Source organism: Streptomyces sp. NBC_01450, from assembly GCF_036227505.1.
Classification (GTDB): Bacteria; Actinomycetota; Actinomycetes; order Streptomycetales; family Streptomycetaceae; genus Streptomyces.
Map to the genome: position 1 here is coordinate 2986311 of NZ_CP109480.1, position 13165 is coordinate 2999475.

At 70.0% G+C, this 13165-nt stretch carries 16 protein-coding genes; 6 read left to right on the forward strand and 10 right to left on the reverse strand.

Features of this window, described 5'->3' with window-relative positions:
- Positions 1 to 78: 78 nt before the first annotated feature.
- Positions 79 to 351: a hypothetical protein gene (locus OG568_RS13520; protein WP_329531691.1), complete on the reverse strand. Its 273-nt coding sequence runs from the start codon at positions 349 to 351 to the stop codon at positions 79 to 81.
- Positions 352 to 640: 289 nt separating this feature from the next.
- Here OG568_RS13520 and OG568_RS61440 point away from each other — a divergent pair, with 289 nt between their 5' ends.
- Positions 641 to 715 (forward strand): 50S ribosomal protein bL37, encoded by a 75-nt coding sequence (locus OG568_RS61440; RefSeq protein ID WP_099504217.1) that lies wholly within the window; start codon positions 641 to 643, stop codon positions 713 to 715.
- 116 nt (positions 716 to 831) lie between these two features.
- Here the strand turns inward: OG568_RS61440 and OG568_RS13525 are convergent, their stop codons facing one another.
- The 6 genes from OG568_RS13525 to OG568_RS13550 all read right to left on the reverse strand — a co-directional run bounded on the left by OG568_RS13525 (position 832) and on the right by OG568_RS13550 (position 5858).
- Entirely contained in the window at positions 832 to 1302 is a 471-nt protein-coding gene (locus OG568_RS13525) for a GNAT family N-acetyltransferase (RefSeq protein ID WP_329531692.1), read from the reverse strand.
- A gap of 424 nt (positions 1303 to 1726) precedes the next feature.
- Complete coding sequence (locus OG568_RS13530; RefSeq protein WP_329531693.1) at positions 1727 to 2077, reverse strand: hypothetical protein; 351 nt, start codon at positions 2075 to 2077, stop codon at positions 1727 to 1729.
- Between the two features lie 342 nt (positions 2078 to 2419).
- A complete protein-coding gene (locus OG568_RS13535) occupies positions 2420 to 2881 on the reverse strand; it encodes a hypothetical protein (RefSeq protein WP_329531694.1) in 462 nt (153 codons plus the stop codon).
- 87 nt (positions 2882 to 2968) lie between these two features.
- Positions 2969 to 3547, reverse strand: a complete 579-nt coding sequence (locus OG568_RS13540; RefSeq protein ID WP_329531695.1) for a hypothetical protein — start codon at positions 3545 to 3547, stop codon at positions 2969 to 2971.
- Complete coding sequence (locus OG568_RS13545) at positions 3544 to 5286, reverse strand: PHP domain-containing protein (protein ID WP_329531696.1); 1743 nt, start codon at positions 5284 to 5286, stop codon at positions 3544 to 3546. Before OG568_RS13545 ends, OG568_RS13540 begins: the two co-directional genes overlap by 4 nt.
- A gap of 134 nt (positions 5287 to 5420) precedes the next feature.
- Positions 5421 to 5858 carry an ATP-binding protein gene (locus OG568_RS13550; protein ID WP_329531697.1) on the reverse strand — a complete coding sequence of 146 codons (438 nt, stop codon included), beginning with the start codon at positions 5856 to 5858 and terminating at the stop codon, positions 5421 to 5423.
- 114 nt (positions 5859 to 5972) lie between these two features.
- On the opposite strand from OG568_RS13550, the gene OG568_RS13555 reads away from it, so the two are divergent.
- Positions 5973 to 6809, forward strand: coding sequence for a helix-turn-helix domain-containing protein (locus OG568_RS13555; RefSeq protein WP_329531698.1), 837 nt, complete (start codon positions 5973 to 5975; stop codon positions 6807 to 6809).
- A complete protein-coding gene (locus tag OG568_RS13560; protein WP_329531699.1) occupies positions 6806 to 7069 on the forward strand; it encodes a DUF397 domain-containing protein in 264 nt (87 codons plus the stop codon). Before OG568_RS13555 ends, OG568_RS13560 begins: the two co-directional genes overlap by 4 nt.
- Here the strand turns inward: OG568_RS13560 and OG568_RS13565 are convergent.
- Together OG568_RS13565 and OG568_RS13570 are read right to left on the reverse strand one after the other, a co-directional pair.
- Entirely contained in the window at positions 6991 to 8328 is a 1338-nt protein-coding gene (locus OG568_RS13565) for an MFS transporter (protein WP_329531700.1), read from the reverse strand. The genes OG568_RS13560 and OG568_RS13565 overlap by 79 nt on opposite strands.
- Positions 8325 to 8981, reverse strand: a complete 657-nt coding sequence (locus OG568_RS13570; RefSeq protein ID WP_329531701.1) for an ArsR/SmtB family transcription factor — start codon at positions 8979 to 8981, stop codon at positions 8325 to 8327. Before OG568_RS13570 ends, OG568_RS13565 begins: the two co-directional genes overlap by 4 nt.
- A gap of 328 nt (positions 8982 to 9309) precedes the next feature.
- Between OG568_RS13570 and OG568_RS13575 the strand changes: the two genes are divergently transcribed.
- The 3 genes from OG568_RS13575 (at position 9310) to OG568_RS61445 (ending at position 11968) form a co-directional block, all read left to right on the forward strand.
- Positions 9310 to 10029: a phosphotransferase enzyme family protein gene (locus OG568_RS13575; RefSeq protein ID WP_329531702.1), complete on the forward strand. Its 720-nt coding sequence runs from the start codon at positions 9310 to 9312 to the stop codon at positions 10027 to 10029.
- Positions 10030 to 10087: 58 nt separating this feature from the next.
- Entirely contained in the window at positions 10088 to 11497 is a 1410-nt protein-coding gene (locus OG568_RS13580) for a hypothetical protein (RefSeq protein WP_329536353.1), read from the forward strand.
- 357 nt (positions 11498 to 11854) lie between these two features.
- Positions 11855 to 11968: an alpha/beta fold hydrolase gene (locus OG568_RS61445; protein WP_443077637.1), complete on the forward strand. Its 114-nt coding sequence runs from the start codon at positions 11855 to 11857 to the stop codon at positions 11966 to 11968.
- A 29-nt stretch (positions 11969 to 11997) separates the two neighbouring features.
- Here the strand turns inward: OG568_RS61445 and OG568_RS13585 are convergent, their stop codons facing one another.
- A complete protein-coding gene (locus OG568_RS13585; protein ID WP_329531703.1) occupies positions 11998 to 13095 on the reverse strand; it encodes an alanine racemase in 1098 nt (365 codons plus the stop codon).
- Between the last annotated feature and the right edge of the window lie 70 nt (positions 13096 to 13165).

Here is a 13165-nt window from a genome sequence, read left to right on the forward strand (position 1 = left end):
TCGGAGTTACTCCTTCTTGCGGCAACGAAGATCTACCTCGCCCGTGACGCCCGCGGTGGCGTACGCCGGCAGCAGCCGTCACGGAGGGTTGGCCGCCATTCGGCAGGCACCGTTCGCGGCGCCGCCCGGCGTGCCGGCCTGGGTCAGGGCGCTCACACAGCCCCGCAGGTCACCGTGCACACCTTGGTTGCACGCCGTTCTGACGGCGTCTGAGACTTCGACGCCTGTTTGTTTGACCATGTTCGTGCAGGCCGGGATGTCCGCGTGGGCGGCGGGGGCGGCGAAGGCCGCGCCGCCGAGTGCGAGGGTCAAACCGGTGAGAACACCGGCGATACGAGCCGCCGTGTGCATGGCAGGCACCTGCTCTCCGGGGCTGGTCGGGGATTCGTGGATTCAAAGCGCCGAGCAGCGGACACGCCCGATGTACGACCGTGGACTCGGGCCCCCGCGCCCGTCGGCCCGGCAGGACTGCCCCTCCTCTGTTCGACGCTAGAACAACCCGCCGCCGCGCGCACCGCGGCCGGACGGGGGGACACTCCTGACCGGCTCAGTTCCGTAGCGGAGCGCAGGATGCGGACACCCCGGCCCGAACCTAGACTGGCGAAAGAGCAGAAAGTCCACAATTTGGGAGATACGCACCATGGCTAAGCGAGGGAACAAACGACGCGGCCGTAAGAAGAAGAAAGCCAATCACGGCAAGCGTCCCAACGCCTGAGTCGACCGAGCGGACGACCGAGGGGTCCCATGTCTTCGCCGTCCGGATCGAGGTCAAGGACTGGGATCCCGCGGCGGTGCGGGAGCACACCAAAGAGCCGGCAGAGCCGTATGAGCTCAGCGAGCGGGGAAGGTGAGCCGCAGAACGATCTCGCCGTCGTCCATCTCCCCGGTGGGCTCGAACCCGAACTCCTGGTAGAAGGGCCACGGTTCGCCTTCGCCGGGCTCGTAGCTGGTCAGCAGCTCGGTGGCGCCGTCCGCGCGGACCAGGGCGGCGATCTGTGTGAGCGCCTCTCGGCCGATTCCTCGCCGCTGGTACCGCTTGTCGACGAGCAGACGCCAGATGAAGTGCCGCCCTTTGAAAGGACCGGCCGGTGGCTTCCACGACAGCATCACGAAGCCGACCGGCTCGTCGTCACGGTACACGGCGCGATACCAGGGATTGGTCTCCGGTTTCTTTGCCGCCTCCTTGAGCGACTTGGACACGGAGGCGACGAACTGCTTCTGGTCGCCTCGGACCCGGAGGGCACGAACGGCCTCCCGGTTCGCGTCGGTGATCTCCCGTAGGTGCACACCTGGGGACTTCATGCCACACCCCTTCCGCATCCGGCAGCCGCGCCATCCGGACCGACGTGAAGAGCCGCGACCGGGCGGCATTCCCTTGTGCGTACGCGTTGTCGAGAACGCCGGGTTGGACGTCCTCGCAGCGTATTCGACACGGGCGATCCGGAGCGGGACCGGCACGCCGGGCTGGGACCGCTGCGATACCGCGGCAGCGGCTGTCCGCTGAGTGCTTCCACGAGAGCCATGAAGACGCCCACGCCGAAAACAGCGACGGCAGCGAGGCTGACAACCAGCAGCGAGCAGCAAGAAGCGATCGCCACCGTGAACCATGCCCGCCCCACGGCTCGGTGGTAGTCGGTGTCGTCGTCCCAGTCCTGATCGCCCATGTCGCCCCCTCGCAGCGCACAGTACAGAGCGGTCGGCGGAGCCAAGTCGCTGGTGTCAGACGTCAGTAACTGCCGTCAGCTCCTCGGCGTCGGAACAAGAGCCGGGTTCCGCGCATGAACAGGATGAACAGTGTCCGGGCAACCATGAAGACCGTGGTGAGCGCGAGCACATGAGCAACCACGTCGGAGATCGTGATCCCAGGGTCGGGTACGTCGAGGAGCCGCGCCAGCTCTGCGATCGCTACGACCAGCCCGAACATGAACGGCAGCCATTCCCAGTGAGTCCGTGAGCGTGACATCACGGCAGCCTGGCGCTTGCGTCGCCACCGACGAGTTCCCAGGCTGAGAATGACACTCAGGGCCATCATCGAAACGGGTGCCCATAGATCCCCCCAGTGAACGGTGATCTGCACGGTTCCTCCCCCTCGCGCTCTGAGGCCTGGCCAGATCGGCGCTGAGCCTATCGCGGGACCGGTGGCGAGAAAGCGGGCCGCCCCTCCCGAGGGCAAGGGGCGGTGTGAGTCGTACCAGTTGATGGCAGCGGCCGGAGGCCATCAACGGGTGTGCAGCCGGAAGCAAGTATCTCGCGCACCTCTCGCAGCGAGTGACAGGACGCGTCGATCGCTGACATCACCGTGTCGGTTGCTGTCTCCTGGCGGGCCTCGACGCACTGCTGACGCGCTCCGCGGATGCGCTGCGGGAGCAGGAGATTCCGCGGCCGTACTGAGCGGCGCGAAGCGAAGGAGATGTGGCTTTCAGTCGTAGAAGAACGACTCGAGATCCTCGATGGATCCTGGCCCCGTCAGGAAGCTCTCGGCCTTGGCGATCTCGTCTTCCGGTGGCGGCCCGCCCTCTCGAAGCCGCGTCATCCATATCTCGCCCTGCTCAGCGATCGCGTAGATGCCGGACAGCAGTTCGGCCATACCCGCAGGATGCGTGGGGCTGTGCCCGAGGACGGGCTGGAGTCTCCACCCACCTGCCGCGGCCGCCAACCGGAGCACTCCGGCCCAGTTGGCGATCCGCCCGATACGCACGTGCCACAAGTCTTCTGTGAACGGGGCCATCCGTCCGCCGTGCAGGGGGTTGGTGGCCGCTCGGATGTCCGCCATCACCCGCCGTTCCAGGGCGTTACGTACCCAGCGTCCTTCCTGCGTTTCCTCAATGGCGGCAGACCACCACTCCCAGGCGCCGTCGAGCCGGCCCGCGAACGTATCCATGCCGCACAGGTTTCCATGCGCGACCCCCACGGCCTCGACCAGGACCTGTCCGGCCGATCAGCTCTGGCCTTGGCCGAGAGCCTCGGGTCAGTGATCCGCGCAGCACGGGGTGGGATCCGGTACCTCGAACGGGACCAGCGTCCCGCCCGCGGCCGGCATCGCGGCCAGGACCAGTCGCCCTTCGCGCCACTCCGGTCGTACGTGATCACGGGTGATGATCCGCTGGTCCGGGTCGGGACCGTCGGGTGCCCCGAGGACGACGATCCGCTCCACCGCGGAGACGGCCAGCAGCCGGGCGACGGTCACCGTTCCGGTGAGGGCGTCGGCCCCGGCGTAGCGGACGGCACGGCCCCCGGTGCGCGCGAGGTGCTCCGCGGCGGCGTGCGCGGCGCCGGCGGCCAGCTCCTGCGGACCGTGCCGCTCGGCGCCGAGGGCGGCGCCGAACTCGCGTTCCGTGAGCGACCGCCAGGCCGCGCGCGCCACCCGCTCCGAGGGGGTGGAGAAGGACAGCGCGGTGTGCCGCCGCCCCTCCCGCACATGGTGCGTGCAGCCCACTACCCCTTCGTCCAGGCCGAGTTCGGCGGCGAGGTCGAGGAGGAGATGGTCGGCTGTCCGCAGGGTTCCGGACAAACCGGTGTCCACCCCGACGACGTACCGTTCGGTCACGACGGCAGGACCCACACCGGGTTGGAGTAGAACCACAGGTCCTTCCACGGGTCCGCGTCGCCGACGACGTCCACGGCCGGGCCCGCCGGGTCGACCGCCGCGCCCATCAGACCGGTGGCGGAACGGTTGCCGTCGGTGCCGCGCAGCCGGACGTACACCGGGCGGTCGACCGTGCCGAGGGAGTACGAGAGACGCACCACGCCCGTGGACTTGTTCACCTCGTACGACTGGACGACCTTCGCGGTCGGCGCGGTGAAGGTGTCCTTGTCCGCGACGGCGCCCGTGACATCGCCCTGGATGACGTCCACGCGAGCCAACTTCGGTACGAAGCCCGCCCAGTTGGGGCCGTCGGCGAGCGCGATGTCGACCGTCAGCGTGACCTTCTGCCCCTTCTTGACATGCAGCGCGCCGCCGAGGGTCGCCCAGCGGCTGCCGCCCGCCACCCGCGCGTCGAGGCCGCTGATGAGCTGTCCGTGGTCGACCCACACGCGCCCGGCGCGGATGCCGTCCATGACGGCGGCGTACGAGAAGCCGTCGGCGCCGACGTGGGTACGGCTGTACTGGCCGGGCCAGTAGTCGCCCTGGGTGAGGTCGATCTTGCCGCCGTAGACCGGGTCGGTGTGCTTGCCGTTGGCGGTGAAGTCACTGTCCGGTCCGCCGCGGACGGCGGTGTCCGTGTACACCTGGTGGGAGTCGGAGTTCGCGGTGATCCACCAGGGCTTGCCCTCGGCGAGGAGGCTGTCCCACAGGCCGCCGACCGTGGCGGTCATCCAGTCGAAGCCGCCCCAGGTGCGGTAGCTCTCCAGCGGGTAGCCGGCGAAGGAGTCGGCGCTCGGGTTGTTGTCGTAGATGCCCCGGGCCCGCCCCATGCCGAGCGGCGTGGCGAGGCCGGCCGCCTGGTGGCCCGGCGCGCCCTCGAAACCGACGGCGATCTGACGGCCCGAGCCGGTCGCGTCGCGCCAGCCGCGGATCTCGTGCGGCGAGTCGACACCACGACGGGCCGGGTGGTTGGCGAGCATCAGCGCGTCCTTGACCTTGCGCCGCTGCACCTGCTCCGCGAGGAAGTTGAGGCCGGCGACGGCGAGCGCCTCGTTGGCGGGCGACGACCCGCTGGTGCCCTTCACCGCGCCGTCGTAGGACGTCTCGAACGCCTTCAGGACGCTGACCTCGTTGTTGCCGGGGTGAACGAAGACGGTGCCGTGCTCGGCGCCCGGGATGTTCCACTCCAGGCCCTGGAAGACGAGCGTGTCCTCGTACTTCTCCCGGGCCTCCTTGATGTCCGGGTTGACCTTGTCGACACCGATCTTGGCGTGCGTCTCGCTGCCGTGGTCGGTGATGACCATCCAGTCCAGGCCGTGCGCGGCGCCCTGCCGGACCTGGTCGCCGACACGGTACTTGCCGTCGCTGCTGTACTGGGTGTGGATGTGGTGGTCACCGGACAGCCAGAGGAACCCGTCCCGTCGCCGACCGCTCGTGGAACTGGAGGCGTACGCCGGTGCGGCCGCCGCCTCCCCCTGCGCGAGCACGCCGCCGGCGGCGAGTCCCGCGCCGAGCAGCCCCGCACGACGCAGCAGCGAACGGCGTGACTGCTGCTCGGGGGTCAGGGCCTCGTCGGGCACGGAGGCATCGAACGCAGCGGGAAGCGACTCACTCTCGTGGCCGTGACCGTGACCGTGATCGTGGCCGTGGTGGTGATGACCGTGCCCGTCTCCGTGCGTGTGCCCGTGCCCGTGCCCCATGGTTGCCTCCTGAGTCGTGCGCCGCGAGCGCGAGAGCGCGCCACGAGGAGATTCGGTGCGGAAGGTGAACGCGGGGCGGCGGGCGCGTTATCTGCGGGCGATGGGGGCGAGTCGACTCGCCACTCGCACCTCAACTACCCACCCTGGCTCACCCGTAGCTCCGCCCACACCACCTTGTAGGCCATCCCGATCCGCTCCTCCACACCCCACCGCTCGGCCAGCGCCGCGACGAGCACCAGTCCGCGCCCGCCTTCGCCGTCCGGCTCACGCGGCACCGGCAGCCGCTCGGTCCGCCCGTCGGCCACCTCCACGCGTACGACGCCGTCGCGCAGCACCAGCCGTGCGCGAAAGCTGCGCCCGCGCACGCTGCCGTGCCGTACGGCGTTCGCGGCCAGCTCCGCCACGACCAGGCTCACGTCTTCGCTCGCCTCGCTGTCGTACGCGAACCCCCATACGTCCATCCGGTTGGCGACCAGCCGCCGCGCGAGCCGGGCCCCTCGCGGAGTGCTGCTGAAGAGCTGCGTGAACGTGCGTACGGTGACCGGCTCTTGGGCCCGGATGTCTCCTTGCATGCCTCAACGGTCCCGGGCATCACGGGGGTCTGCCAGCGACGCCACTCGTACGCCGCGTTCTGTAGGAGTTCACGCTGTGGACAGTACGAGTCACCGTCCGTGACCATACCCAGCATGACCAACAGCACCACGAACGAGCCCGAACCGTCGGACAGTCTGAAGACGTTCGGCCTGGTCCACAAGGCCTGCCGCAAGCGGGCGGGGCTGACGCAGGAGGAGTTCGCTCCCCTGGTGGGGTATCAGCCGTCCACGGTGGCGTCGATCGAACAGGGGAGGCGGTTGCCGCCGCGGGCGTATGTGGAGCGGGCGGAGGAGGTGTTGGATGCGTTCGGTGTACTGAGAGCGGCGGCGAAGTACGCTACGCGGCAGCCGGGTTTGGCGTCCTGGTTCCGCGAGTGGGCGGAGCTGGAGGAGCAGGCGATCAGTCTCTATACGTACGAATGCCGCTTGGTGCCGGGCCTGTTACAGACGGACGGTTACGCACGGGCGGTGATGTGGAACGTGCCGCAGCGGCCGACCGACGAGCAGGTCGAGCAGCGTGTGGCCGCGCGCTTCGCGCGACAGGAACTGCTCAGTACGGGTCGGGAACGGCCCACGGCGTTCAACTTCATCATCGAGCAGGCGGTGTTGGAGCGGCACACGGGCAGCGAGGAGGTCACGCGCGTCTTGATCGACCACCTGCTGGAGGTGAACGAGCGACACTGGAACGTCGAGATCCAGTTGATGCCGCTACGGCAGCCGGTGCACGCGGGACTTGACGGCCCCATGCGCTTGCTGGAGACCCCGGAGAACGAGTGGCTCGCGTACGCCGAAGGCCAGAGGACCGGGCACCTGATCAGTGACCGTAAAGCGATCAGCGTGCTCCAGCAGCGATATGCCAAGATGCGCTCACAGGCTCTCACCCCCGAAGACACGGTGAGCCTGCTCCGGGAGATGCGAGGAGCGCTATGAGCACTACCGAACTGGCCTGGTTCAAGAGCACGTACAGCGGCAGCGAGGGTGACGACTGCGTCGAAGTGGCCCTCTCCTGGCGCAAGTCGACCTACAGCAGTGGAAGTGAAGGCGACTGCGTCGAGGTCGCCACCTGTCCCACCACCATCCACATCCGCGACTCCAAGCACACCTCCGGCCCTCAACTCGCCCTCTCCCCCGCCACCTGGGCCGAGTTCGTGGAGTTCGCCGCACACGAGGGCGTGGACCGGTCCCGCTGAATCCACAGCGCGGCCCCCGCCACCAGCGCGGTGCCGCCCAGTAGCCACGGCAGCGGACCCGACGGAAGCACCCCGACGACCAGACCACTGAGCGCCCCCACGAGTTGGAGGGCCAGGGACTGGACGGACAACGCGGTGGCGCGGCCGGCGCTGGGGACACGGCGGTGGAGGAGCTCGTTCTCACTGGGTGCCGCCGCACCGATGCCGAGGTAGACGAGGGCGTAGCCACAGGCGGCGAGGACCGTGGCGAACGGTGCCGTGGACACCGCCGTGGCGCCGAGCAGAAGCAGCCCGCTCGCCCCGGCGCCGAGGCTCACCAGGACCGCGCGCTGGCCGCTGCCCGCGAGCCGGGCCGTCAGCGGAGCGAGGTGGCTGCCGACGCCGGAACTGACGAAGCCGAGGCAGGCGATGACGGCGTAGACGACGGCGCCGGACTCCGAGGCCCCGGTGAGGGCCGCGGCGCGGCCCGGGGTGAGGAGTTCGAGCGCGGCCAGGGCGCAGCCCACGGCCCCGGCGCTGAGGAACACGCGCCGGACGAGGGCGTCCCGTGCGCCCAGCCGCAGTCCGCCCACGACGGTGGCCGGGATGCCCTGGAGGATGTCGCGGACGGTGGTTTTCGCGCGGGGCGGTTCGCGCAGGGCGGTCAGGACGTACAGCACGAAGGCGATGTCGACCAGCGCGCCGAGGAGCAGCGGAACGGAGAGGGGCAGTACGAGCCCGGAGGTCGCCCCCGAGAGACCCGCCCCGAGGTCGGGGCCGAGTCCGAGGAGCCAGGGCAGGGCGCCGCCGAGGAGCGTGCCGGTGGCGAGCGCGGCGGAGGTCGCGGAGCCGCCGCGGGCGAGTCCCGTACGGAGTTCGGCGTCGGGGCCGACGTGTGCGTGGACGGTGTCGACGTACCAGGCTTCGGCGGGGCCGCTGGACAGGGCGCGGGCCGTGCCCATCAGGGCCATGCCGAGGGTGAGGACCCAGGCGGTGGTGCCCAGGGCCTGGAGGGTCAGGGCGGTCAGGTTGAGCAGTCCGGCGGCGGCCAGGACGGCGCGGCGGCCGAGTACGTCGGAGAGTCCTCCGGTGGGGAGTTCCAGCGCGGCGGCGGTGAGGGAGTGGGCGGCGAAGAAGCCCGCGATGGCGGCCATGGTCATGCCCCGCTCGGTGAAGAGCAGGATGAGGGGAGCGATGGTCAGCCCTGCGGGCAGCCAGAAGAGAGCGCAGGCCGTGACGTAACGGGAGCGGGCGGTACGTAAGTCCGGCGACGTGGTCATGACCCGGAACCACCCTCGGTCCCCGACCCCGCCGTACCCGGCCCCTCTCTTCCTGGCTTCGCGTCGGGCCCACGCGACGCCAGCGGCAGGCCCGCCGCGACGAACACGACCCGCTCGGCCCGCGGATCCTCCGCGTCGCGCGCGGCCAGTTCCTCCAGCTTCCGGTCGATCGCCTCCGAGAGTTCGGTGAGCGACTCGGGGGTCAGACGGGGCATCAGGTCGGTGATCCCAGCCGCTTCCCGCCACTCCTGGCCCAACCGCCCTTCGGCGACATCCGCCTCGTACCGTACGAGCGACGCCTCCAGGTGCTCGATCTGGCGCCTGCGCGAGAGGCTCAGGAAATCGCGGCTGGCCGGCGAAGCCTCCATGGCCTTGTTGCTCCAGGAGGTCACGGAATGCACCGCCTGCCAGCGGCGCTCCCGCCCGTCCCGGTGCGCGGCCTCGGCGACGAACGCGTACTTCGCCAGAAACCGCAGGTGATAGCTGGTGGAGGCGGACGACTCCCCGGTCCTGACCGCGAGTTCACTCGCGGTGGCCGGGCCGTCCTGCCGCAACATCCCGAGCAGCCGGATACGCAGAGGGTGGGTGAGGGCCTTCAGGGCCCCCGCGTCCCGCTCGGGATCGAGTACGCGTTTGTGCTCGTCGCTGACCATGACAGGAGGGTAGAGCGCCCCGGACGCTTTCCCAAAGTATTTTTGCAAAATTTCTTCGGGAAAGACGCCTCGCCAAGGAGGTGCCCCCTTGACAGTCGCATTTCCCCTGACAAGGCTGAGCCAGACATGAGCTCCCAACAGCCGTCCCCATACGGCCCGTTCACTGAATCCACTGCCGCAGCCGCGGTGAAGTCGGCCTGCGGCGAAATCGGCGTACCCCCCCCCCATCGATCTTGAGCTGCTGAGGATCGGCGAGAACGCGCTCTTCGCCGAGCCCGCGCAGGGGCTGGTCTACCGAGTCGCCCGGTCCGACGCGCTCACCGAGAAGGTGGCGAAGGAACTGGCCACCGCCCGCTGGCTCGTGCGGCAGGGGTTCCCTGCGATCCCGCCACGGGACGACCTGCCGCAGCCAGTCGCGGTGGAGGGTCGGCTGGTGACCTTCTGGGAGTACGTGCCACCGGGGGCCCTCCCCACGCCGGAGCTGTCCGACCTGGCCCGGCTCCTGCGAGCGCTGCACGCGCTGCCGGAGCCGGACTTCGCCGTCCCGCCGCTCAACCCCTTTCCGTTGATGCAAGGGAGGCTGGAGCGGGCCGAGTGTGTCGCGGAGGCCGACCTCGCCTTCCTCGAAGCCGCCTGTCGCGACGCGGAGGACGACTTCCACGCCCTCGTCGCCGCGGACCCTGCGGCGTATGGGCTGGTACACGGCGACGCGCACCGTGGCAATCTGCTGCGGCGCGGCGAGCGAGTGCTGCTCATCGACTACGAGGCCGTCGCCATGGGGCCCCGGGCATGGGACCTGCTACCGACAGCCACGGCCGTGGACCGTTTCGGGTTGCCACCCGCCGAGTACGCCGCATTCGTCGACACGTACGGCATGGATGTGACGAAGCATCCGGGATATCGCATCCTGCGCACCGTGCGGGAGCTCGGCATGTCCACCTGGCTGATGCAGAACGTCACTCATTCCCCCGCTGAGGCAGCCGAGTTCGCGCTGCGCATGGAGTCGTTGAGGAGAGGGAACCTTGGCGCCCGCTGGCACGCCCTCTGAACCGGACAACGCGCCCTTCGCACCGTACGTCTCCCGCGACGGCACTCGATTGACGACTGTGTATGCCACCTCGTGGACGTACGCGCCGGGCGGCAGCGGAGACGAAAGCGGTCATCCGAACCACCCGGCCGGCCTACTCAAGCTGGGGCGGCTCGCCACCTTCTACGAGCAGCACGCCGATCAATTACCCCAGGTCCTGCTGCGCGAGCAGCTCGACCCCCTGACGGTGGCCTGCCGTCGGTGGAACACCACCGCGGCGTCCGGCATCACAGCCGCCACACTCTGGTACCTGACAGCACCGTCCGGCCAGATCCTGCTGGCGCTCACCCTCGATGTCGACACTCCCCTGATCGCCTGCATCCCCCTCCTCGAAGACCTCTACTACGCGGACCTCACGTGCGACAGCGTCGGACTGGAGGAGCTCGCCGCGTCCAGGGTCGGCGCCACCACGCCGGGGCTGCTCCAGGAGCGCCACCAGCTCGTCTTCCGCGCCTCACCGACCCCGTCGGACGTCCCGTCGGCCGACACAGTGCAGCGGGTCATCTACCGGGCCGATCTCCCCGCCCGCCCCGAACACAGTTCCATCTGCCTGCCCGACGAACTGAACCGCCGCCCCACCACGACCGGCGCCCTCGGACCGTACGTCAGCCTCTTGACGGGCCATCAGGACTACGTGGAGAACGCCGCGTTCCTCTCGGTCGTGCAGGCCGTCGCCTCCGCGGCCCGCCTGCGGGAGATCCAGGTCCTCGCGGATTCCTACACCCGCCACTTCCGCAACCGCTCGGACGGCAGCGCCCGCCCCCACGAACGGCGCACGCTGCTCGAACACATCACGGACGCGCTCGGCCACCTCGAACTCGAGCTGGGCTACAGCGTGGAGACGCCCGCCGATCTGGCCACGCTGATCCCCTCCCTCAGGCCGACGGCGTACCACACCGCCCTGTACGAGGCGATGGGGGTGACCGAGCGCGCCGCCAAGATCAGCAGGGGCCTGTCCCGCCTCGCCAACTCCGCGGCGGCCGAGCTGACGTCGATCCAGTCGGCCGAGCAGCGCTCCGCCGACCGGCGCCGCGTCCGTACGGTCGCCGCCGTCACCTTCGTCACCACGGTGACCGCGACCCTGGGGCTCCTCTTCGCCTTCTTCGGCGTCAACTCCTCAGAAGTCGACACCCACCGCTCGATGTTCGACCACACCTACACCCCCGTCTACGCCCTCATCGCGTCCGTCCTCGTCCTCGCGTTCGCCCTGTACGCCACCCTGCAGGCCGTCGACCGCGCGGCCCTGCGCCGCGACCGGACCCCACTCCCCACCTGGCACGGCACCCACCGCCTCCTCGCCCACGAACTGGGCGGCTCGATCCTGAACGGCACCCCCGTCACAACGTCACTGCCACCGCTCGCGGATCCGCACCCTGCTCCCTCCCCGACCCCCTCACCACCCCCGGCCCGCCAGTCGGCCGAGCGGTGAACGGAGACTGAGGCCGGCCCGCACGAACGTACAGACAAGGGGAGCGGCATGCGACTGGCCTTCCGTGAGTTCGGTGGGCATGGCCGCAGCCCGCACCCCGGTGCGTACTCCTTCGAACGCCCGATGCCGCTGGCGAATCCGCCGCCAGGGACACCCCCCCCCTCGGAAACCGTGAGCACTTAACCGTGTAAGTGTTCACGGTCTCCAGCACCCATGGGATCGGACCGACATCACCAGACGGATTCGCCAACAGCCTCCGCAACGCCTGCCGGGACCCCTCGGCCACGACTGGGCCGCCCACCCCTGGTGATCGCGCACGGAACTGACAGTCACCTGCCTCAGGAGAGGATCGCGGAAGTGACCGGTCGGTTTCCCGAGGGCCGGTTCCTGACGATCCCCGCCGGGCATCGCGTCCATATCACCCGTCCCACCGAGTTCTGCGCGGCGGTCGAGGAGTTCCTCAAGGAATGACGACCGCCTGACGAGCAGCCCCCGATCACTCAGGTATTGGCCCCGCGTGCCGCCACCCTCCAACGGTCCAGTTCCACGCCCTGGCTGGCGATCACCAGTTCCTCCGCGAGGTTGACCGGTTGGCAGACGTGGTTGGGGACGACGGCGAGTACCGAGCCGAGGCGGGGGGCAGGTACGCCTTCCGGGAGGTGGACCACCGCGTGGTGCTCCCAGAGGGCGGTGATCGTGGCCTCGGGGTACCGCGGGAGGTAGCCGTGGCCGGTCACCCACGCGGAGCGGTCCGCGCCGAGGACCTTGCTGCCCGCGTCCAGGACGAAACGGTTCGGGGCGGGGACGCTGATGACCGTCGAGGCGGCCGAGAGGGCCAGGTCGTCGACACCGCAGCAGCCCATGGCCAGTTGCTGGGCGTCGTTGAAGACGTAGACGCCGGGCCGGAGTTCGTTGACCGGGCCGGGGCGCCAGCGGCCGGCCGTGGGGGTCGAACCGCCGCTCAACACCTGGGGTTCCAGGCCCAGTTCGCGCAGGGCCTCCGCCGCCTCGGCCAGGGCCCGTTCCTCGTCGCGGGCCGCCCGCTCCCGGGCGTCGGGGTCATGGCCGTATCCGTGTCCGGGGAAGGCGAACGCGCCGAGCACGCGGAGCCCGGCGTCCGACGCGGCCCGGGCCACCCGTCCCGCGTCCGCGGCCGGCACTCCGGTCCGCGCCGTGCCGCAGTCCACCTCGACCAGGACCTCCACCGGGCGGTCACTCCCCCGAACCGCGTCCCCCAGCCGCCGCGCCGCCTCCACCGAGTCGACGCCGACCCGTAGCGCGACCACGTCGGCCAGTCGGCGCAGGCGCCGCGCCCTGCCCTCGTCCGGCCAGAGCGGATACGCGACGAACAGGTCGTCCACGCCCGCCGCCGCGAACGCCTCCGCCTCGCTCAAAGTCGCCACCGACAGCCCGCGCGCACCCGCCCGGAGCTGCCGCCCCGCGATCTCCGCGCACTTGTGGCTCTTGGCGTGCGGCCGGAGCGCGAAGCCGCCGGTCCTGGCGGCCTCCGCCATGCGGGCGATGTTCCGGTCCAGTACGTCGGCGTCCACGACCAGCGCCGGCGTGACGAGCCCTTCGGGCAGTTGTTGCTCAAGCACCACTACGTCCTCCCCAGTCCACTACAGACTCCCACTCCCCACGTTCCTGTGTATATTAGGGTGTCGCCTA